At 28.9% G+C, this 20798-nt stretch carries 19 protein-coding genes and 3 tRNA genes; 11 read left to right on the plus strand and 11 right to left on the minus strand.

What is annotated here, in order from left to right; translation table 11 throughout:
* Nucleotides 1-17: 17 nt before the first annotated feature.
* Nucleotides 18-557, minus strand: a complete 540-nt coding sequence (pyrR, locus tag WAO74_RS07485) for a bifunctional pyr operon transcriptional regulator/uracil phosphoribosyltransferase PyrR (RefSeq protein ID WP_422160873.1) — start codon at nucleotides 555-557, stop codon at nucleotides 18-20.
* 250 nt (nucleotides 558-807) lie between these two features.
* Between pyrR and WAO74_RS07490 the strand changes: the two genes are divergently transcribed.
* Nucleotides 808-2178, plus strand: a complete 1371-nt coding sequence (locus WAO74_RS07490; RefSeq protein ID WP_422160875.1) for a tetratricopeptide repeat protein — start codon at nucleotides 808-810, stop codon at nucleotides 2176-2178.
* A 164-nt stretch (nucleotides 2179-2342) separates the two neighbouring features.
* On the opposite strand, the gene WAO74_RS07495 is transcribed toward WAO74_RS07490, so the two are convergent.
* Both WAO74_RS07495 and WAO74_RS07500 read right to left on the minus strand, forming a co-directional pair.
* Nucleotides 2343-2864, minus strand: a complete 522-nt coding sequence (locus WAO74_RS07495; RefSeq protein WP_422160876.1) for a superoxide dismutase family protein — start codon at nucleotides 2862-2864, stop codon at nucleotides 2343-2345.
* Nucleotides 2865-2869: 5 nt separating this feature from the next.
* On the minus strand, nucleotides 2870-3652 hold the full coding sequence (locus WAO74_RS07500) for an MBL fold metallo-hydrolase (RefSeq protein ID WP_422160878.1): 783 nt from the start codon (nucleotides 3650-3652) through the stop codon (nucleotides 2870-2872).
* 99 nt (nucleotides 3653-3751) lie between these two features.
* Here WAO74_RS07500 and WAO74_RS07505 point away from each other — a divergent pair, with 99 nt between their 5' ends.
* The 4 genes from WAO74_RS07505 to WAO74_RS07520 all read left to right on the plus strand — a co-directional run bounded on the left by WAO74_RS07505 (nucleotide 3752) and on the right by WAO74_RS07520 (nucleotide 8464).
* Nucleotides 3752-4675: a DUF368 domain-containing protein gene (locus WAO74_RS07505; RefSeq protein WP_422160880.1), complete on the plus strand. Its 924-nt coding sequence runs from the start codon at nucleotides 3752-3754 to the stop codon at nucleotides 4673-4675.
* On the plus strand, nucleotides 4676-5686 hold the full coding sequence (locus WAO74_RS07510; RefSeq protein ID WP_422160882.1) for a DUF368 domain-containing protein: 1011 nt from the start codon (nucleotides 4676-4678) through the stop codon (nucleotides 5684-5686).
* Complete coding sequence (locus tag WAO74_RS07515; protein WP_422160883.1) at nucleotides 5664-6419, plus strand: shikimate dehydrogenase family protein; 756 nt, start codon at nucleotides 5664-5666, stop codon at nucleotides 6417-6419. Before WAO74_RS07510 ends, WAO74_RS07515 begins: the two co-directional genes overlap by 23 nt.
* 110 nt (nucleotides 6420-6529) lie before the next feature.
* Nucleotides 6530-8464: a DUF349 domain-containing protein gene (locus WAO74_RS07520; RefSeq protein ID WP_422160884.1), complete on the plus strand. Its 1935-nt coding sequence runs from the start codon at nucleotides 6530-6532 to the stop codon at nucleotides 8462-8464.
* Between the two features lie 66 nt (nucleotides 8465-8530).
* Here WAO74_RS07520 and WAO74_RS07525 read toward each other — a convergent pair whose 3' ends face one another.
* Nucleotides 8531-9301 carry an NlpC/P60 family protein gene (locus WAO74_RS07525; protein WP_422160885.1) on the minus strand — a complete coding sequence of 257 codons (771 nt, stop codon included), beginning with the start codon at nucleotides 9299-9301 and terminating at the stop codon, nucleotides 8531-8533.
* Between the two features lie 12 nt (nucleotides 9302-9313).
* On the minus strand, nucleotides 9314-10489 hold the full coding sequence (locus tag WAO74_RS07530; protein WP_422160886.1) for an acetyl-CoA C-acyltransferase: 1176 nt from the start codon (nucleotides 10487-10489) through the stop codon (nucleotides 9314-9316).
* Between the two features lie 137 nt (nucleotides 10490-10626).
* Here WAO74_RS07530 and WAO74_RS07535 point away from each other — a divergent pair, with 137 nt between their 5' ends.
* From WAO74_RS07535 to WAO74_RS07550, 4 genes are all read left to right on the plus strand, one after another.
* Complete coding sequence (locus tag WAO74_RS07535) at nucleotides 10627-12690, plus strand: HD family phosphohydrolase (protein WP_422160888.1); 2064 nt, start codon at nucleotides 10627-10629, stop codon at nucleotides 12688-12690.
* A gap of 98 nt (nucleotides 12691-12788) precedes the next feature.
* Nucleotides 12789-12872: transfer RNA gene (locus WAO74_RS07540), tRNA-Ser, on the plus strand.
* Between the two features lie 61 nt (nucleotides 12873-12933).
* Nucleotides 12934-13008 (plus strand) — tRNA-Pro (locus tag WAO74_RS07545).
* Between the two features lie 30 nt (nucleotides 13009-13038).
* A tRNA-Arg gene (locus tag WAO74_RS07550) sits at nucleotides 13039-13112 on the plus strand.
* 583 nt (nucleotides 13113-13695) lie between these two features.
* On the opposite strand, the gene WAO74_RS07555 is transcribed toward WAO74_RS07550, so the two are convergent.
* Together WAO74_RS07555 and WAO74_RS07560 are read right to left on the minus strand one after the other, a co-directional pair.
* Nucleotides 13696-14469, minus strand: a complete 774-nt coding sequence (locus tag WAO74_RS07555; protein ID WP_422160889.1) for a zinc ribbon domain-containing protein — start codon at nucleotides 14467-14469, stop codon at nucleotides 13696-13698.
* 2 nt (nucleotides 14470-14471) lie between these two features.
* Entirely contained in the window at nucleotides 14472-15566 is a 1095-nt protein-coding gene (locus WAO74_RS07560; RefSeq protein WP_422160891.1) for a Nif3-like dinuclear metal center hexameric protein, read from the minus strand.
* Between the two features lie 53 nt (nucleotides 15567-15619).
* Between WAO74_RS07560 and lpxK the strand changes: the two genes are divergently transcribed.
* Nucleotides 15620-16642 (plus strand): tetraacyldisaccharide 4'-kinase, encoded by a 1023-nt coding sequence (gene lpxK / locus WAO74_RS07565; protein ID WP_422160892.1) that lies wholly within the window; start codon nucleotides 15620-15622, stop codon nucleotides 16640-16642.
* A 124-nt stretch (nucleotides 16643-16766) separates the two neighbouring features.
* Nucleotides 16767-17255: a thioredoxin family protein gene (locus WAO74_RS07570; RefSeq protein WP_422160894.1), complete on the plus strand. Its 489-nt coding sequence runs from the start codon at nucleotides 16767-16769 to the stop codon at nucleotides 17253-17255.
* Nucleotides 17256-17314: 59 nt separating this feature from the next.
* On the opposite strand, the gene WAO74_RS07575 is transcribed toward WAO74_RS07570, so the two are convergent.
* The 4 genes from WAO74_RS07575 to pdxH form a co-directional block, all read right to left on the minus strand.
* Nucleotides 17315-18415 (minus strand): OmpA family protein, encoded by a 1101-nt coding sequence (locus tag WAO74_RS07575; RefSeq protein WP_422160896.1) that lies wholly within the window; start codon nucleotides 18413-18415, stop codon nucleotides 17315-17317.
* Between the two features lie 94 nt (nucleotides 18416-18509).
* Entirely contained in the window at nucleotides 18510-19406 is an 897-nt protein-coding gene (locus WAO74_RS07580) for a Ppx/GppA phosphatase family protein (RefSeq protein WP_422160898.1), read from the minus strand.
* A gap of 4 nt (nucleotides 19407-19410) precedes the next feature.
* Complete coding sequence (locus WAO74_RS07585) at nucleotides 19411-19899, minus strand: SixA phosphatase family protein (RefSeq protein ID WP_422160899.1); 489 nt, start codon at nucleotides 19897-19899, stop codon at nucleotides 19411-19413.
* Between the two features lie 33 nt (nucleotides 19900-19932).
* Complete coding sequence (gene pdxH / locus WAO74_RS07590) at nucleotides 19933-20580, minus strand: pyridoxamine 5'-phosphate oxidase (RefSeq protein ID WP_422160901.1); 648 nt, start codon at nucleotides 20578-20580, stop codon at nucleotides 19933-19935.
* Nucleotides 20581-20798: the final 218 nt, after the last annotated feature.

The following is a 20798-nucleotide window of genomic DNA, read 5'->3' on the forward strand; positions in this document are numbered from 1 at the left end:
TTTTTATCTAAATATTTTTATCGATGTTCAATATAAACTGCATCTTTTTTATGGATTTCTTTCCAATTTACTAACACTTTTTCTTCGTTAATTGCATCTACTTGTCTACCTCTATAATTTGGCTGAATGGGTAAATGTCTGCTAAATCGTCTATCAATTAAAACTAGCAATTCAACATTATCTGGCCTGCCATAAGATTGTAAAGCAGTTAAAGCAGCCCTCACGCTTCGTCCAGAAAATAAAACATCATCAATAATAACAACATTTTTCCCTTCAATTAAAAAATTGATTTGGGTTGATGTTGCTGCCAAAGGTTCATCTCTTCTTCGAAAATCGTCTCTGTAAAAAGTAATATCTAATAAACCTAATTGTAAGTCTTTAATATGATACTCGTTTTTTAACAAGTCTGCTAATCTATTTGCTAAATAAGAACCTCTTGGTTGTAAGCCAATTAAAACTGTATTCGAAAAATCGTAATGGTTTTCAATTAGCTGACAGGCCAATCTATGCAGTATAATTTCAATATCTTTTGAGTTAAGTAAGGTTTTTTTGCTCATAAGAATGCTATCAAATTTTAGTTGATAGTAATTGAAAATCAAAATTAGGGAAATTAATGTTGATGTAAAAATTAAAAGGTAAAAATAGTTTGGAGTTTTAAGAATGAAGTTTGAATTGTAAAGTTTAGAAATTTTTCACAGTTCTCAAATTTGAAAGTTGTTAATTAAATTGTTGAAAACAAATACTGTTTTTACAAAAGTAGGGGATGAGTTGTATTATTTTTATTGTAATAATTCAAATCTCATAGCTATGTCTTTAGTAAAATTTGAATCTATGCTCAAAACCAACAACGTTTATTTCTTTGATTTGGTTGAGTTTGAGGAGATTATAATTCATTATTTAGATGTTGGTAAGCATTCTTTAGCAAAAAAAGCTCTAAAACTGGGCTTAGAACAACATCCACAATCTGTAGATTTAAAATTATTACAAGTAGAATTATTAATTTTTGACAACAATTTAGACAAAGCCCATATACTTTTAAAGAAAATAGAACAAATAGAGCCAAACAACGAAGAGGTTTTTATACAAAGAGCTACAATTTTATCAAAATCTGGCAATCATTTAGAGGCAATCGAAAATTTAAAAAAAGCACTTTCTTTTACTGAGGATAAAATAGATGTTTGGTCTTTAATGGGTATGGAATATTTATACTTGGACGATTTTGAAAATGCTCGCCTGAATTTTATCAATTGCATAGAAGAAGATTATGAAGATTACTCTGCACTTTACAACATTGTATATTGTTTTGATATGGCAGAAGAACATGAATCTGCCATAGAATATTTGAATGCTTATATAAATAAAAACCCATATTGCGAAGTTGCTTGGCATCAATTAGGAAGGCAGTATTTTATATTAAATATGTTTAAAGAGGCTTTAACTTCTTTTGATTATGCTGTTTTAATTGATGAATCGTTTATAGGAGGTTACTTAGAAAAAGCAAAAACTTTAGAAGAATTAGGCGATTACCAAGAAGCAATAGATAATTACGTAGTTACTTTAGATTTAGACGATCCAACAGCATTTGCTTATGTTAGAATAGGGGAGTGTTATGAGAAACTAAATAAATATGAAGCTGCCATTTCTTTTTATAAAAAAGCAGTACAAGAAGATCCATTATTAGACAGAGGCTGGATTTTATTAACCAACTTGTATTATAATGATGAAAATTATCAGAAAGCATCTTATTATATTTCTAAAGCTTTAAAAATTGATGAGGACAACCCTTTGTATTGGAGAAAATATGCTGAAATAAAAATAAAATTAAACTTTTACGAAGAAGCAGTTACAGGTTTTGAAAAATGTTTAGCTTTAAATGATGACGAACTAGAGATCTATATTGGCTTAACAGATGTTTTATCTTTTTTAGGGGAATTTAATGATGCTGTAAATATTCTTTTTAAAGCACAGAAAATTTATAAAAACTTTGCTGAAATAGAATATAGATTAGCAGGTTTGTTTTTTGTGTTAAACAAAGAAAAATATGGCTTTAATCATTTAATTGCAGCCATGAAAATAGATTACGATTATCATGTAATTTTAAAGGAGCTTTTTCCAACCGTTTTTGATAACAAGAACGTACAAAAATTATTAGTAGATTTTAAAAAGGCCTTGGAGTAGTTTGTAAGAATATTTAGGTTTTAAGCTAACTTAATAATATAAAATTGTTGAAATTTTATTTCAACAGTGAACGAATTTACAAGAAAATAATTTTAGATACAAATCAAATTAAAAAACAAAACCACTAGTTTACTAGTGGTTTGTTATAATTGAATATGTGGAAATTATTTTGCTTTAATTTCTCCACAACCAACTCTAGAGCCAGCTGCACCAGAAGGTTGTGACATAAAATCGTCTATTCCTGAGTGTACAATAATTGCTTTGCCAATAATGTTTTTAGTTTCATCTTCGCAGTTAATACACCATAAATCAGTTTCTTTTTCAATAGTCCCTTTTCCTTCTGCATTTGCAACTAAATTACCAATGTCACCTATGTGAAAAGGGTTTGCCATCCATTTTCCATGGTCTTCCTCTGTTGGGTTCCAATGGCCACCAGCAGAAGATCCATCATCTGCAGAACAATCTCCAACTGCATGAATATGCATAGCATGTTCGCCTTCTGTTAAGCCTTGGAGTTCGGCTATCATCATTACTTTTCCGTCTTTTTCTGTAAATGTTACTTTACCAGAAACATTGCTACCGCTTTTTGCACTTATGGTTGCAACAGCAGTTTTGGTTTCGCTGGTGCAACTTGCAAATACAAGTAAGCTTAGAGTTAAAATTTTAATTTGCTTTAAAAATTTCATAATTTTTATTCTGTTTTTGTAGGATACCAATTTAATTGAACCACTTCAATATCTTGATTTCCTTGGTTAATAATTTGTTTAAATTTAGCAACATCACTTAAACCATTAGTACCTCTGTAATGATAAGGATATACTTGCTTTGGTTTAAATTCTAGAACAGCATCTGCAGCACTTTCTACAGTCATAGTATAAGGCAGGTTCATGCAAACAAAAGCTTTGTCTATATTTTTTAAATTACGCATTTCTGGAATATCTTCTGTATCTCCAGAAAAATAAATTCTTTCGTTGTTAATAGTTAAAACATAGCCATTTCCTCTGCCTTTTGTATGAAATTTAAGGGCTTCTTCTCTTAAATTGTACATAGGTATTGCTTCAACAACGAAACTTTCAAGATCTTTTTCCTCGTCATTATTAATAACAATGAGTTCTTTTGTTTTTAAATCAGCAATCTCTTTTGCTACAGCTTCTGGAGCAATGATAATAGTTTCAGATAAATCTAAACCAGCGAGTGTTTCTTTATTCATGTGATCTCCATGAATGTCTGTTATTAAAACATATGTCGGATTTTCAAATTCTGAAAAAGCATCTGCACCTCCTGTTGGGTCTAAGTAAATAACTTCGTCATTAAACTCAATAACTGCTGTTGCATGCGATATTGGAATTATTTCTATAGAGGTTTCAATATCTATATTTTCTGTTACTTCAGTTATTGCTTCATTCGGTTTCTTGTTGTTTTTACAAGAAGATAAAAGTGATACTAAAACGAATAAGGTAATTATTTTTTTCATTAAATTATATTTTATATCAAAGATAAGAATAATGAAATAAGATTGTTGTAACAATTCTTTAATTTCTACTATCTTCGTTTTTTTAAAACCAAAATTAATATGAGTAGAAAATTTAAAGACTTTTTAGTAATTGGACTAAAAGGAATGGCAATGGGTGCTGCAGACGTTGTTCCTGGAGTTTCTGGAGGTACAATTGCTTTTATTTCTGGTATTTACGAAGAGCTTTTAGGCTCGATAAGTAATATTAATTTAGATCTTTTTAAAACATTAAAAAAACGTGGTTTCAAAGCTGCTTGGAATCAATTAAATGGAAATTTCTTAGCATCACTTTTTATCGGAATTTTTATCAGCATTATTTCTTTAGCAAAAGCGATAAAGTATTTGTTAGAAAACGAACCAATTCTATTATGGTCTTTCTTTTTTGGTTTGGTTTTAGCGAGTATAATTTATATTGCTAAGCAAATTACAAATTGGAATTTTATATCCATATTGGTTTTAATTTTAGGGGCATTTTTAGCCTATTATATTACAACTTTAAATCCTTTAGTAAATGAAAACTCATCTTTACTATTTATGTTTTTAGCAGGTGCAATAGCAATTTGTGCCATGATTTTACCAGGAATTTCTGGCGCTTTTATTCTGGTTTTGTTAGGTGCTTATAAACCTATTTTAACTGCGGTAGATGAGAGAGATTTTAAAACAATTGCTGCTGTTGGCTTAGGTACTATAATAGGTTTGTTGTCTTTTTCTAAAGTTTTAAAATGGCTTTTTGCAAACTATAAAAATTATACACTAGCTGCCTTAACAGGTTTTATTATAGGCTCTTTAAATAAAATTTGGCCTTGGAAAGAAACCTTAACTTGGCGCACAAATTCTCTTGGAGTAAAAGTGCCATTCAACCAACAAAGTGTCTCACCTTTTTCTTTTGATGGAGAATCTCAAATTATGTTGGCTACTATTTTAGCAATTATAGGCTTTGCATTAATTTTATTGATGGAAAAATTAGCGGTTCAAAAAAAATAAATGCTTAAAGAAAGAACTTTTCTTCAAAAAGTAGGCCTATTTTTAAAAGGATTGGCAATGGGAGCTGCAAATAAAGTACCTGGAGTTTCTGGAGGAACTGTTTCTTTTGTTTTAGGCTTTTACGAAGAGTTGATTTACTCTTTCAGAAAAATAAATTACAAAGCCTTTAAACTACTTTTATCAGGAGAATTTAGAGCCTTTTTTAAGCATACAAACGCTCAGTTTCTAACCCTAATTATGGTTGGAAGCATGTTTAGCTATTTTAGTATTTCTTTAATTTTAGATTATTTTATAGAAAATTACGAACTCTATGTTTGGAGTTGGTTTTTTGGGATGATTATAGGTTCTATTTATTATATTGGAAAAGATTTTGGAGAATGGTCTAAAACAAACATCACTTCTTTAATTATTGGTATTTCTTTAGGGTTAGGAATTAGTTTTTTAACACCTGCAACAGAAAATGATAATCTTTGGTTTGTTTTTATTTGTGGAATTATTGGAGTTTCTGGAATGACACTTCCAGGTCTTTCAGGTTCTTTTATTTTAATATTATTAGGTAATTATGTGTTACTTCTAGTAGATTCTGTAAACGAATTATTGAGTGTAATTACTAATTTGGTATTTGGAAATTTTGAAGTTCTGTCAGATCCTATAAAAATTAGATATTTAAAAATTATTGCAGTTTTTACTGCTGGTTCAGCCTTTGGATTGGTTTCAATATCACATGTTTTAGGTTATGTTTTAAAACGATGGAATAAAATTGTAAATGCTGTTATTATAGGTTTTATAACTGGTTCTTTAGGCATAGTTTGGCCTTGGAAAAAAACCATATATGCTGCTAAAAATAATTCTTATTTATTAGATAAAAAGGGTGATAAAATTATCGAAAATTACGAGCGTTTTATTCCAGAAACTCTTAATAGTGAAACATGTATTGCCATTTTATTTATTTTTGTTGGCATAGGTTTAATTTTAGCAATAGATTATTATGATAGAAAAAGAGAAAAATAAAATTTTCGGATTGCTTGGAAAAAACATTTCTTATTCATTTTCACGTGGTTATTTTACAGAAAAATTTAAAGAACTAAATCTTAATAACTATAAATACGTAAATTTTGATATTCAAAAAATTGAAGATTTCCCTTCTATTATTGAAGAATACAAAAATTTAAAAGGAATAAATGTAACCATACCTTATAAAGAAGAGATAATTCCTTTTTTGAGTAAATTAGATAAAACAGCAAAAAAAATTGGAGCCGTTAATACTATAAAATTTACCAAAAGAGGCAACTTAAAAGGTTACAATTCAGATATTGTTGGTTTTGAAAACTCAATTCTACATTTAATTGAAAAGCACCATAAAAAAGCACTAATTCTTGGAACTGGAGGCGCTTCTAAAGCCATAGCTTACGCACTAAAAAGGAATAAAATTAAATTTAAATTTGTTTCTAGAGATCCTAGTAGCAAAAAAGAGATTTCTTACGAAAGTTTATCAAAACAAATTATAGAAGATTATACAATTATTATTAATTCTACGCCTTTAGGCACTTCTCCAGATATAGAAAAATATCCTAATATACCTTATCAATTTATTTCAGAAAGGCATCTTTTATTCGATGTAATCTACAATCCAGAGATAACCGTTTTTTTATCAAAAGGGAAAAAACAAGGAGCAAAAATTAAAAATGGGTTAGAGATGTTAGAACTTCAAGCAGAGGAATCTTGGAGAATATGGAATATTTAATATGCTATAAATTTTACTTATCAATATACCTTGTAAAATTTGTAAGTTGTCTTTATTTTTGATGACTATATGATTATAGTATCATATATAGACCTTTAAACATTGTAGATATGTTAGATAACGCTGAGAACCCTGGAAATATTGAATTGAAGAACGACTCAATTATTACTCCTCAATCTGAAGAAAAATTAGTAGATAAAGAGATTGAAGATTCTTTAGAAAATGTAGTTAATGAAGTTAATGAAGTTGATGAAGATGATGAAGCTGTAAATGAGATTGAAAAATCTGTTGCAGAAAATGCAGAAAATGAAGAAGAGAAAGAAGCTCAGCAAGATTTACAACCTCAAGTTAAATACAACAAGTTAACATTAGAAGAGTTAGTTGGCATTTTAGCGGATACTATAGAAAACAATCCTGTTCAGAAAATAAAATCTCAGATAGATACCATTAAAACTACTTTTAATAAAAAATTTGGTGCTTTACTTGCAGAAAAAAAAGCTGCGTTTTTAGCAGAAGGAGGAAACTCAATAGATTTTCAATTTTCGAGTCCTGTAAAAATTGAATACAATAATTTATTGTCTGCATACAAAAAGAAGAGAGATACTTATTATAATGACCTAGAAACTAGGTTAAATAATAATCTAGAAAGACGCTTACAAGTTATCGAAGATTTAAAAACGTTAATCGAAACTGCAGAACCGAGCACTATGTATAAAAATTTCAAAGAAATTGAAAGTGCATGGCGTTTAATTGGGCCTGTTCCAAAATCTCACTATAATGATACTTGGAAAATATACCATCATCATGTAGAGCGTTTTTACGATTTATTAAATTTTAGTAACGATTTTAGAGATTTAGATTTTAGACATAATTTAGAGGAAAAACTTAAAATTATAGAAAAAGCAGAAGCTCTTGTAGATGAAAAAGATGTAAATATTGCAGCAAAAGAGTTGCAAGAACTGCATAAAGCTTGGAAAGAAGATATTGGACCTGTTGCTAAAGAAATGAGAGAAAATGTCTGGAAAAAATTTAGTGCTGTCACTAAAAAAATTCATGATAAAAGACATGATCATTTTAAAGAAATGCGCTCTAAATTTCAAGAAATTATTGAGAAAAAATTAGAAGTTGTTGCTGCTATAAAAAGTTATGATACTTCTAATAATAAGACGCATAACGATTGGCAAAAAAGTATTAAAGATATAGAGAAATTAAGGCAAGAATATTTTAGTATAGGAAAATTACCTTATTCGAAAAGCGAAGAAGTTTGGCAAAAATTTAAAGCAGCCACTAAAAAGTTTAATACTTCCAAAAATATATTTTATAAAGAAGAAAAGAACGATCAACAAGAAAATTTAGAGGAAAAAATTAAATTGATTGAAATTGCTGAATCTTTAAAAGATAGTGAAGATTGGGAAAAAGATACCAATACAATGAAGAAGATTCAGGCAGATTGGAAAAAAATAGGACATGTACCTCGTAAATTTTCTGATGATATTTGGAAACGTTTTAAATCGGCCTGTAATCTTTATTTTGAAAGACTTCATGAACAAAAAAATAAGGTAAGTGAAGATGAACAAGCAGTTGTAGACGAAAAAAAGAAATACTTAGACAACTTAAAAACTATAAAGGCGCCGACTAAAGATAAAGTTTTAAAAGCGATAAACGAATGGAATGATTTAGGTAAATTACCAAGAAATATGCGTCATTTAGATGATAAATTTAACAAACAAGTAGACAAATTGTTTGATGAAGATACATCTTTAGATAAAAATGAAGTGGTGATGCTTAAATTTACAAATGTTGTAGACACCTATGTTGCAGATGAAGACTCAAGAAAATTGGATTCAGAAGAATTATTTATCAGAAAAAAAATAGATGAGGTTGTGAGAGAAATTCAACAATTGGAAAATAATTTAGGCTTTTTCTCTAATGTAAGTGAAGACAATCCTCTTGTTTTAAATGTTAAAAACAAGGTAAATGAGTTCAAAGAAAATTTAGAAGTTTGGAAACAAAAACTAAGTTATCTTAAAAAACAAGATTATTAAACAAGCTTTTTGATTTAACATAATAGCATAAAAAAGGTAGTAACCCAAGGTTACTATCTTTTTTTATTATATCAATTTTCTTATTACCCTTAATTTGTGAGTGTGTTTTTGCAAATCTGCATTAAAAATTCCACTATGATCTAAAGTGTCAATTCGAACTTTTCCAAAAGCATGTATGATTTGGTAATCATTTAAAATAATTCCTACATGTGTAATTTCTCCTTCTTCATTATCGAAAAAAGCCAAATCTCCTGGTTCACTCTCTTCTATAAAACTTAGAACTTCTCCTTGTTTAGACTGTTCTTGGGCATCTCTAAATAGTTTATATCCACAAAGTTTATATACGGTTTGTGTAAAACCAGAGCAATCGATTCCAAAAGGTGTTTTTCCACCCCACAAAAAAGGTGTATTTAAAAAAGTATATGCTTTTTGAATAATTTCTTGTTTCGGTAATTTTCCCGTGAAAAAATTACCTTCATAGCTATATTTTGTAGAATTTATAAGTAGTTCTTTATCAGATAAAAAAGGAAGTTTACAACCAATTGGAATTGTTATTAATTCGTTTTTAGAACTTACAATAAAATCTACAATATTAGCAGAGTGCATACTTTTTGCAGTAGCTAATTCTTGAAAAGTTTTCTCTGATATTTCTGCGAATTGCTTATTATCTATAAAGCCTTCGTAATCATCAAAAAAAACTTTTATTTTACTCCAATTTTTGGTTTTTTCTAAAACTGTAAAATGTTCTCCAAACAATAATTGACTCGTCATTTCAGATAAATGATTCGCCTCTTTTCTAATAGGAACAATACTAAGATTACAAATTCCGTAAAACAAATTTTATTTTTTTTAGATTCTTTCTAAAATCATTGCACTTGCACCACCACCACCATTGCAAATTGCAGCTGCTCCAATTTTAGCGTTATTTTGCTTTAATATAGAAGTTAAAGCAATAATAATTCTAGCTCCAGAAACTCCTAAAGGATGCCCTAAAGAAACTGCGCCACCATTTACATTTACGTTCTCTTTAGTAAGTCCTAAGATTTTCATATTTGCCAAGCCCACAATAGAAAAAGCCTCATTTAATTCAAAAAAATCGACTTCATCAATAGAAATATTTGCTTTTGCTAATGCTTTTGGTAATGCTTTTGCAGGTGCAGTTGTAAACCATTTTGGTTCGTGAGCAGCATCTGCATAACTTTTAATTTTAGCAAGAGGTGTTAGGTTTAATTCTTTTGCTTTTTCTAAAGACATTAATACTAAAGCAGCGCCACCATCATTAATTGTAGATGCGTTGGCAGCTGTAACTGTTCCATCTTTTGTGAAAGCGGGTCTTAAAGCAGGAATTTTTTCAATAAAAACATTTTTATATTCTTCATCTTCAGAAAAAAGAATTGGATCTCCTTTTCTTTGCGGTATTGAAACAGGTACAATTTCATCGTTAAATTTACCTTCACTCCAAGCCTTTGCAGATCTTTTGTATGATTCTATAGCAAAAGCATCTTGGTCTTCTCTCGAAAAATTATATTCAGTTGCACAAGCATCTGCACAAACTCCCATAGCTACATTTTCATAAGCATCTACTAAACCATCTTTTTGCATACCATCTTCCATGGTAATTGGTCCGAATTTAGAACCATTTCTTGCATGTTGATAATGTGGTATAGAACTCATATTTTCCATCCCTCCTGCAACCACAATATTAGCATCACCCAAAGCAATTGTTTGAGCAGCTAACATAATAGCTTTCATGCCAGAGGCACAAACTTTATTTACAGTTGTACAAGGAACCGTATTTGGTATTCCAGCATGAATTGCAGCTTGTCTTGCAGGTGCTTGTCCTAAACCAGCAGAAACAACATTACCCATAAAAACTTCTTCAACTAAATTTGCATCTAGGTTAATTTTTTTTAAAGCTCCTGTAATGGCAGTTGCTCCTAATATTGGAGCTGGTATAGATGATAAACTTCCCATAAAACTTCCAATTGGTGTTCTTGCCACAGCTACAATTACTACATCTCTCATTCTAAATATTTTTACTTTTTTATGACTAAAATTAGTATGCTAAATTAACCAATTTAAATCAAAAAAAAATCTTTGAGTTATGGTAATTTTTAGACGTCAAAATTTTACATTAAGTTTGTTGAAGTAACATTGATTTTATGAGCGATTTTGTAAACAAAATTTATAGAAATAATACAATAATTTACAAGGTAATTTTGTTTTTAATAGCAACAATAGCTATTGTATACTTGTTTCCAAAAGGGGGGCAGTTTAAATACGATTTTAATAATGGGCAACTTTGGAAATATGATAATTTATATGCTCCTTTCGATTTTGCTATTCAAAAGACCGAAGACGAAATTAAGAAGGAGAAAAAAGAAATTAATACAAATGCCAAATTATATTTCAACTACGATTTGGAAATTGTATCAAATGTAAAACAGTCATTTAAAAATAAAATATCTGAATTAAAGCCGAACGATTCTATATCTAATGATAAGTTAAGAACATTTCAATATATTGGAAATAATATAATCGAGAACGTTTATGATGTTGGTTTTTTAGAGATTATAAGTGAGAATAGAGTCTCTGAAAAAGATGAAATTATAGCCTTAAAAAAAGGGAATGAAGTGCAAGATGTGCTCTTTAAAAATTTATTGATTTCTAAGGATGTTTTATCCATTATTAGTAATAAATTAAATGGCGTATCCTCTGCTTACAACAGAAAATTATTTTTGAATCTTTTAGCAGGAATCATTAAGCCTAATGTTTTTTATGATGAGAATTTAACAAATAAAATTATAGAAAATAGTGTTGGTAATATATCTTATACAAAAGGTAAAGTAACTACTGGAGAGCTTATTATTTTAAAAGGGGATATTGTTGAAGGAAAGAAATTGGCAATATTAAATTCTCTAAAAAGTGAGTCTGAATCTCAAATTTGGACAGATTCAAATTATAACTGGATTGTATTTGGATACACCATACTTGTATCATTAGCGCTGTTGATGTTACTTTTATTTTTACATAAATACAGGATAGAAATTTACAATAACAATAATAAAGTAACTTTTATTTTTTTCAATGTTTTTGCCATAATTTTTATTCAAACATTGGTTATAAAATATAACTCAGACTATCTTTATATTGTTCCACTAAGTATTTTACCAATTATTTTAAAGGCATTTTTTGATGCAAGGTTAGGTTTATTTACCCATGTTTTAACAGTTTTGCTTTTGGGTTATATTGTTCCTAACAGTTTCGAGTTTATTTATCTTCATATAATAGCTGGTATCGTTACAATTTTAACGGTATCAGAACTTTATAAAAGAGCAAATTTGTTTATTTCAGTGGCTCAAATCACGCTAATATACATGGTAACTTATTTTGCGTTTTCCATAATTAAAGAAGGAAATGCATCGCAAATAAATTTAGATTATTTTATATTATTTGCTGTAAATGGTCTCTTATCTTTTCTGTCGATTATACTAATTTATATTTATGAAAAAGTTTTTGGTCTTGTTTCTGATGTTACACTTTTAGAGTTATCTAACACTAATACAAAGCTTTTAAGAGATTTAAATGAAAAAGCTCCAGGCACATTCCAACATTCTATGCAAGTTGCAAATTTAGCGGAAGCTGCTGCCAATGAAATAGGGGCAAACTCAATGCTGGTTAGAACAGGTGCTTTATATCATGATATTGGTAAAATGTTAAACCCAATGTATTTCATAGAAAATCAATCTACAGGTGTAAATCCGCATAACGACTTATCTCCCAGAGACAGTTCTAAAATTATTATAGATCATGTTATAAAAGGAGTAGAGTTGGCCAAGAAAAATAACTTACCAGACAGGATAATAGATTTTATCAGAACGCATCATGGTACAAGTTCAACATACTACTTTTATAAGAAGGAGCAAGAAATGAACCCAGATACTACAGTTGATTTTAAAAAATTTAAATACAAAGGACCAATTCCATTTTCCAAGGAAACTGCTATTTTAATGATGTGCGATGCAGCAGAAGCAGCTTCTAAAAGTTTAAAATCACCTACAGCTCAAACCATAAATGATTTGATTGAAAAAATTATTAGTAAACAGATGGCCGATAATCAATTTTTAAATTCAGATATTACCTTTAGAGAGATTCAAATAATAAAAAAAGTAATCAAAAAAAAGTTAATGAATATTTACCATTTACGGATTGAATATCCAGAATAAAAATTAAAATAAAAACAGAAAAAAATCTTGTTAAATTGTAATTGTAATATTACATTTGCACTCGCATTTTTAAACAAATGCAAATAAGTTCAAAAGTAGGAGAGGTGCCAGAGTGGTAATGGAGCAGATTGCTAATCTGTCGACGGGTAACTGTCGCCAGGGTTCGAGTCCCTGTCTCTCCGCAATTAATATAAAAAATTAAAGAATTAAATTATTATTTATTAATAATTAGTAATTTATTTTCGGGGTGTAGCGTAGCCCGGTTATCGCGCCTCGTTTGGGACGAGGAGGTCGCAGGTTCGAATCCTGCCACCCCGACTTTTGTTTTCGTAGAAACATAAAAACTACGGGCTCTTAGCTCAGCTGGATAGAGCACCTCCCTTCTAAGGAGGCGGTCTCAGGTTCGAATCCTGAAGGGCTCACTTAAAGCTTCACAGAAATGTGAGGCTTTTTTGTTACTATAAATTAATATTTTAATTTTAAGGAATATGCTTATTTAAAAACTTTTGATTACCAATTATCTTTACATGGTATTTAGAGAATATCGTATCTCTGAAATAATTATTAACTCCTAATTCCCCAAATTATGAATACTAATAGTATAAAACAAATTATTATCGTGTTAATCTGTTCTTTAGGTTTACACCACTCAGGTAATTATTTATTAGTAATGCCTGACCTAAAAACCTTATTAGATGGTTTAAATGTTATGATTTTCTTTACCTGTTTATTTCCATTTTTAGTAGTAACAATTGCTTTAATTAGTAAATTTTTGAAATCTATCTATAGATTAGCATACCATTAAATGAATTGAAAATAAGTTTATGTATCAATAACTATTAAAAAAAAATATGACAAAACCCCTAAAAGCTTCACAGAAATGTGAGGCTTTTTTGTTCAATATAATTATATAGGTATTAATGTTTTTAACATTCTTATCAAAAATTAAACACAAAAAAAAACTCGAAATTGTAATTTCGAGTTTTTTTAAATTGTATTTAATTTTTAAGAAAATATTTTATCTATTTTTATTTTTTCTTCCTCAGCTAATGCAGCATCAACTAAAATACGACCACTATGCTCATCTATAGTAATTTTTTTTCTGTTAGCGATTTCTAACTGCACTTGAGGTGGAATTGTAAAATAAGAACCTCCAGATGCTCCACGCTCTATAGCTACAACAGCTAAACCATTTTTAACCTTTGTTCTAATTCTTGTGTAAGCAGACAATAAATGAGTATCTAAAGATTCTGAAAATTCATCAGATTTTTTTAATAGCAATTGTTCTTCTTTCTCAGTTTCTTTTAAAATAGCATTTAATTCAGCTTTTTTATGGCCCAAGTGTTTGTCTTGTTTTGCTAACTTTTCTTTAGTAGAATCAATAATTTCGGTTTTCTGAGTAATTTTCGCTCTGTATTCATTAATTCTTTTTTCAGCTAATTGAATTTCTAAATCTTGATATTCAATTTCTTTTGTTAAAGAATCAAACTCTCTGTTGTTTCTAACTTTTTTTTGTTGCTCATCATACTTTTTCATTAATCCTTTAGATTCTTCGATAGCCAACTTTTTGTTGTTTATATCGGTTTCTAAATTAGCAACATCTTGATTTAAGTTAGAAATTCTAGTATGTAAACCAGCAACTTCATCTTCTAAATCTTCTACCTCTAAAGGTAATTCTCCTCTAACGTTTCTAATTTCATCAATTCTAGAGTCAATTAACTGTAAATCGTATAATGCTCTTAATTTTTCTTCAACTGAAACTTCTTTCTTCTTTGCCATGTTTATATATAATAAATCGGATTTGTACTTTTTTCTGATAAAATGATTGCAAAATTACTAAATTTTTTCGTAAGATAATCAACCAAAAGCTTTTTTGTAAACTGTTCACTCTCATAATGTCCAATATCTGCTAAAAGGATACTATTTTCTGCTTTAAAAAACTCATGATATTTAAAATCAGCACTCACATAAGCATCTGCATTGGCACTTATTGCATTCGAAATTGCAAAACTTCCAGAACCTCCCAAAACTGCCACTTTTTTTATTTTTTTATTGATAAAAGCAGAATGTCTAATACAATCTGTTTTCATGTTTTCTTTTAAAAATAATAAAAATTCTTTTTCGTCCATTTCTTTTGATAATTCACCAATCATGCCCATACCAATATTCTGATGCACATTTTCTGTAGTTACAATTTCGTATGCAGCTTCTTCATAAGGATGATTTTCTTGTAAAGATTTTAAAATTTTGTTTTCGTTTTTACTTTCATAAACTACTGAGATTTTAGCCTCATTTTCTGTTCTAAATTCACCTCTTTCACCAACAACAGGGTTCGAGTTTTCATTTCCTCTAAAAGTTCCATCACCTAAAACACTAAAAGAACAATTGTCATAGTTTCCAATATTTCCTGCTCCAGATTTAAACAAAGAATTTCTTAAAAAATCTGCTTTATCAATTGGAACATAAGTAGTTAATTTTTTTATAATCCCTTTTTTGGGGATTAAAATTTTAGTATTCATCAATCCTAAAACCTCACATATTTTTGCAGAAACTCCGTTTTTAGAATTATCTAAAGCTGTGTGGGTTGCATAAATTGCAATATCATTTTTAATCGCTTTTAAAACAACTCTTTCTACGTAAGAGTTGCCATTTATTTTTTTTAATCCGCTAAAAACAATAGGATGAAAACTAACAATTAAATTACAATTTTTAGAAATGGCTTCATCTACAGTTTCCTCTAAAGTATCTAATGTAATTAACACTCCAGAGACTTTTGTAGCGTAATTTCCAACAAGTAAACCAACGTTATCAAACTCTTCTGCGTAGTTTAATGGGGCTAACTCTTCTATATAATTTGTAATATGTTTAATGGTCATTTTTATGAATTGAGAAAAATCAAAGTTAACATTTTTAATGTATTTTTACCCAGATGAAATATGTTAGATTCTTATTATTTCCTTTTTCGGCTATATATTACGTTATAACGTCGATACGTAATTTTTTGTTTGATGTTCAAGTTTTTAAATCAACATCATTTAAAATACCTGTAATCATTGTTGGGAATTTAAGTGTTGGTGGTACTGGAAAAACTCCGCAAATTGAATATTTAATTCGAAATTTAAAAAGCAACTTTAAATTAGGGGTTTTAAGCAGAGGTTATGGGCGAAAAACAAAGGGCTTTATTCTTTTAAATGACACACATTCTGCAGGTAAAGTAGGTGATGAGCCCTTGCAATATTTCAAAAAATTTTCTAATATTTCTGTTGCTGTTGATGAAAATAGGGTAGCTGGTATTCAACAATTGTTAGCTTTAAAATCTAGCGAAGTTATTTTGTTAGATGATGCTTATCAACATAGAAAAGTAAAAGGTAGTTTTTATATTCTTTTGACAAAATATAACGATTTATTTGTGGATGATTTTTTACTTCCAACAGGAAATTTAAGAGAATCTAGATCTGGTGCAAAAAGGTCAGATGTAATTGTGGTTACAAAATGTCCTGATAATTTGGATGTATTACAGCAAAACATCATCAAAAATAAATTAGAAGCCTTTAAAAAGGATGTTTTTTTTACTAGAATTTCTTATGCAGACACTACTTCCGGAAAAGATAAATTATCTATTTCTGAATTAAAAAAACACAAAGTTTTGTTAGTTACTGGCATTGCTAATCCTTTGCCTTTATTAGATTTTTTAATGTTAAATGAAATTAGTTTCGAGCATTTAAAATTTTCAGATCATCATAATTTTACAAAAGCAGAAATTGATTCGATTCAATATAATTTTGATCAAATAAAATCAACGAATAAAATTATTTTAACAACTGAAAAAGACTATGTTCGTCTTTTTGATAAAATTAAAAACCTATCTTTTCTTGCTATAGAAACTAAGTTTTTAAATGGTTCTAATGACGAATTTAATGCTAAAATTATGAATCGTATATATCCAAAATGAATTTAAAAAACTTATTTCAAATTTTTATATAAACATGCTCGTTAAAAGAATACAATAAAATAAAAATTATAAGGTTCTAACATTGGTATTATTTTTGATACTTTTGATAAAACAAAATCACTATATGAATAAAAGAGTATTTTTTTTGTTAGCGTGTTTTATAATCATTCTCCCTTCATCATCTCAAGAAGCGTTTTCTGAAAATATAGATTTAGAAAAAAAGGAGGAGATTATATTAAAATGGCAATCTAACTATGCAGAGGCTTTAAAAAAATCGAAAGAAGAAAATAAACCGGTTTTAATTTATTTTACGGGTTCAGATTGGTGTGGTCCTTGTAAAGTTTTAGACGAAAAGTTGTTTCATACAGAAAAATTTAAAGAACTGTCTGATAAAAGTTTGATTCTTTTAGAGGTAGACATTCCACATAAATTAGATTTACTTACTCCAGAAAAGATAAAAGAGAATTTTACTTTGCAACTAGACTATAAAGTTAAGTCATTTCCAACTTTACTGATGGTAAATTATAAAGGTAAAAAGTTAGCCGAGAAAAGTGGATATGTGTTAGCAGAATATTACTACCCTTTCTTTGAGTCTGTCATTCAGAAATATTAAACAAAAAAAAGAAGCAATTATGCTTCTTTTTTTTTGTTTAATATTTTTAAGTAATTTTTTTATTTTTGATTTACTACCCTAAATGTAGTTCTTCTATTAATAGCGTGTTCAGCTTCAGAACATACAACATCATCAGAACATTTATTTAAAAGTCTGGATTCACCAAAACCTTTAGCGTAAATAAGAGAAGGATCAATACCTTCAGAAATTAAATAATCCGTAACCGCTTTTGCTCTTTTGTCAGATAATTCTTGATTGTCTCTTCTAGTTCCTCTCATATCAGTATGAGATTCAATAAAAACAGCCACACCAGTTTTTAAGATAGGTAGTAGTCTTGCATCAATAATTCTTTTAGCACCTTCATTTAAAGCGTAGCTAGAAAAATCCCAGTTAATTGGTAAAGGTGTATTGTCTACTAACTCACAATCTACAGGTTTCCAAGAGGTTAAACCTCCTTTTTTAACTAAAATTTCTTTAGTAACAGATCTGTAAACTGCAGGCACAATAGTTTCTTCTGTGTATGCATCTTTTACTAATACTGTTTTCTCTATAGTTAAATATTCTGCTTCAGTTTGGACAATTGTAGTTTCAGCTGGTTTTACCATAACTTTTCTTTGGTAAGTTTTTCTCACCCCTAAAATTGGAGTTCTAATAACTCTAGCATCGTTTTGTAATTTTTCTACTGGCATTGTTTTAAACTCTGCAGGTAAAGGTTTGTAGCACCAATATCTACAATCTTCAGGATCGTTAGATTCACAACCTGGAAGTTTTTCACTCATTTGCCAAGTTGCAGAAGCAGCTTTTGTTTCTACAGTTTCAAAACCTTGTAAAAAAGTAGCTTTTTGAACATCTAATTTAGAACCGTCTTCTTTTTCGAAATAAGTAACTTCTTGAGTTCCCCAAACAGCAGGTACCACCAGTAACTCTTGGCCAGCCTCTTTAATTAAAACTTTTTCTTGAATTGTTCTATATTGAGCAGGGAAAGTTACTATTCTCTTATATTCTGGTGCAACTGCAACTTGAATCGTTTCATTTTGGTAAACATCTGGTGTTTTACAACGAACGTAACATTTTCCTGGTTCAGGATTTATAGGTAAATCTTGACCAAATGCAACAGCTCCAATCATTAGAAAAGCTAAGCTGAATAGATTTTTTTTCATATTACTAAACATTAATATATATCTTTTTATAAGCGATAAACATAAAATCAAAAGTAGTAAAAACATTTATAAATAAACACTAAATAATTAGAAATTATATTTTATTGTAGAACAAATTTTTTATAATACCATCTGAAAGTCCAATTTTGGGTACATATATTTTTCTTGCTCCACTCCATTTCATAGCCGATAAAAATATTTTTGTAGCTGGTATAATAACATCTGCTCTATCAGGATTTAATCCTAACTCCGTAATTCTATCACTATAACTCATTTGCTTTAAGAACTGATATTGGGCATTTAAATATATAAAAGAAATAGGTTTTCCTTCTGTTCTGCCAGACATTTTAAATAGTTTATTAATGTTACCTCCAGAGCCTATTAAAGATAATCTTTTTAAATCTTTTGTATTTTTTACAATCCATTTTTCAACTTCTGCAAAAATAATTTTGTTTACAGCTTTTTTATTACTTAAAAGACGAACTGTACCCATTTTGAAAGATTTAGATGTAATTATTTTTCCACCAGAGAAAATGGTAAACTCAGTACTACCACCTCCAACATCTACATATAAATAAGAATTATCTCCACCTATTAAATTGTTTAAATCTGTAGATGATATTATACTCGCTTCTTCCTTACCACCAATAATATCTATCTTAACACCCGTTTTATCTAGAATTTTTTCTACAACCTCTTTACCATTTTTTGCTTCTCTCATGGCAGAAGTTGCACAAGCTTTTAAGCGTTCTACATTATGTACATTAATTAAAAGTTTAAATGCTTCTATTGCATTAATTAACCTATTTGTGTTTTGTTCACTTATAATTCCGTTGATAAAAGTATCTGCTCCTAAACGTATAGGAACTCTAACTAAAGAGGATTTTTTAAACTGAGGTTCTTTATCAGGTCTAATGATAACGTTAGAAACTAATAATCTAATTGCATTAGAACCAATATCTATAGCTGCATATTTTTTTATTTCTAGCATTAAATTATTTATGATTTTTAGGAAATTCCACCATAAATGTTTTTCCTTTTTTAATATTTTTCCAATGCTTTTCTTGAAACTGTATACCTATAATGCCACATGTTGATACGTGAGCAATAGGTATATTTCCAAATTTATTAACAAAAGTATTAATACCATGATCATGGCTAAAAATAATTGCAGAATTAAAAGCATCATCTAAAGCACATACTGTTTTTACCAAATAGCCATCGCTAAAACTGTACAATTGTCTATTGATTTGAAGATTAGCTAAAGGATAACTTAGGTTTTCACAAAATATAATACCTGTATGTAAAGCTCTGTTTGCGCTACTCGAAATAAATACGTCTGGTCTTTCTATGGTTTTAGACAAATATTTAGACATTAGGTAGGCATCTTTAATTCCGCGTTTTTTTAAAGGTCTGTCAATATCTTCTATACCAAGGTAATCCCAAGAAGATTTTGCATGTCGAACAATGTAAAGTGTTTTCATTCAATTAAAATATTGAAATGTAAATATAAAAATTTAAGGTGCTAATCTTTCTAATTTCCAAGAAAAATCTTTTTGCAGAGAATATCTTAATCTATCATGCATTCTGTTAGGTCTTCCTTGCCAAAATTCTATAGAAATGGGTTTTACCAAATAACCTCCCCAATGTTTAGGACGATTGATTTCTTTCCCTTCAAATTTATCTTCAAAAGTTTTTAAATTTTTGTCTAATTCTTCTCTAGATGATACTATTTCACTTTGATTAGAAGCCCATGCACCAAGCTTACTTCCATCTGGTCTTGAATCAAAATAACCATCAGATAGGTTTTCTGCTAATTTTTCGGCCTTTCCTTTAATGATAATTTGTTGTTCTAATCCCGCCCAAAAAAAAGACAAACAAATACGATTATTTTCGGCAATTGCTTTTCCTTTTTCGGAAGTATAATTGGTATAAAATATAAAACCTTCCCAAGTGAATTTTTTCAATAAAACCACTCTGTTTTTTGGAAAACCATCTTTACCAATAGTTGATATTGACATTGCATTGGTTTCAAATATAGTATCTGATTCGTCTGCAAGTTTAAACCAAGTCTGGAATAATTCCATTGGATTTTCTGGACAATTACTTTCTAAAAGTTCTTGTTTTTCGTAAGATTTTCTATAATTGCTTAAGTCTTTTGACATTATTTTAAATTGATATTGCAAAAATAAACAATATTATTTTTTGATAAAAAAAAGAGAGCTGATTTCTCAGCTCTCTTGGGATCAATAGTTTTAAATTAATACCCCTAAAAATTTATTTAAACTATTGATTTCTTTTAAAAGACACCCAAACAGATTTGTTCGGGTGCCTAGTAGTGATATAAATAAGTCCCCCAACTTATTTATATACCTAATTAAAT

The sequence above is a fragment of the Polaribacter sp. genome (assembly GCF_049276715.1).
Taxonomy (GTDB): domain Bacteria; phylum Bacteroidota; class Bacteroidia; order Flavobacteriales; family Flavobacteriaceae; genus Polaribacter.

Excerpts from the sequence above, each read along its gene's own strand:
- pyrR (WP_422160873.1), bottom strand. The coding sequence starts at position 557 with ATGAGCAAAAAAACCTTACTTAACTCAAAAGATATTGAAATTATACTG.
- WAO74_RS07490 (WP_422160875.1), top strand. The coding sequence starts at position 808 with ATGTCTTTAGTAAAATTTGAATCTATGCTCAAAACCAACAACGTTTAT.
- WAO74_RS07495 (WP_422160876.1), bottom strand. The coding sequence starts at position 2,864 with ATGAAATTTTTAAAGCAAATTAAAATTTTAACTCTAAGCTTACTTGTA.
- WAO74_RS07500 (WP_422160878.1), bottom strand. The coding sequence starts at position 3,652 with ATGAAAAAAATAATTACCTTATTCGTTTTAGTATCACTTTTATCTTCT.
- WAO74_RS07505 (WP_422160880.1), top strand. The coding sequence starts at position 3,752 with ATGAGTAGAAAATTTAAAGACTTTTTAGTAATTGGACTAAAAGGAATG.
- WAO74_RS07510 (WP_422160882.1), top strand. The coding sequence starts at position 4,676 with ATGCTTAAAGAAAGAACTTTTCTTCAAAAAGTAGGCCTATTTTTAAAA.
- WAO74_RS07515 (WP_422160883.1), top strand. The coding sequence starts at position 5,664 with ATGATAGAAAAAGAGAAAAATAAAATTTTCGGATTGCTTGGAAAAAAC.
- WAO74_RS07520 (WP_422160884.1), top strand. The coding sequence starts at position 6,530 with ATGTTAGATAACGCTGAGAACCCTGGAAATATTGAATTGAAGAACGAC.
- WAO74_RS07530 (WP_422160886.1), bottom strand. The coding sequence starts at position 10,489 with ATGAGAGATGTAGTAATTGTAGCTGTGGCAAGAACACCAATTGGAAGT.
- WAO74_RS07535 (WP_422160888.1), top strand. The coding sequence starts at position 10,627 with ATGAGCGATTTTGTAAACAAAATTTATAGAAATAATACAATAATTTAC.
- WAO74_RS07555 (WP_422160889.1), bottom strand. The coding sequence starts at position 14,469 with ATGGCAAAGAAGAAAGAAGTTTCAGTTGAAGAAAAATTAAGAGCATTA.
- WAO74_RS07560 (WP_422160891.1), bottom strand. The coding sequence starts at position 15,566 with ATGACCATTAAACATATTACAAATTATATAGAAGAGTTAGCCCCATTA.
- lpxK (WP_422160892.1), top strand. The coding sequence starts at position 15,620 with ATGAAATATGTTAGATTCTTATTATTTCCTTTTTCGGCTATATATTAC.
- WAO74_RS07570 (WP_422160894.1), top strand. The coding sequence starts at position 16,767 with ATGAATAAAAGAGTATTTTTTTTGTTAGCGTGTTTTATAATCATTCTC.
- WAO74_RS07575 (WP_422160896.1), bottom strand. The coding sequence starts at position 18,415 with ATGAAAAAAAATCTATTCAGCTTAGCTTTTCTAATGATTGGAGCTGTT.
- WAO74_RS07580 (WP_422160898.1), bottom strand. The coding sequence starts at position 19,406 with ATGCTAGAAATAAAAAAATATGCAGCTATAGATATTGGTTCTAATGCA.
- WAO74_RS07585 (WP_422160899.1), bottom strand. The coding sequence starts at position 19,899 with ATGAAAACACTTTACATTGTTCGACATGCAAAATCTTCTTGGGATTAC.
- pdxH (WP_422160901.1), bottom strand. The coding sequence starts at position 20,580 with ATGTCAAAAGACTTAAGCAATTATAGAAAATCTTACGAAAAACAAGAA.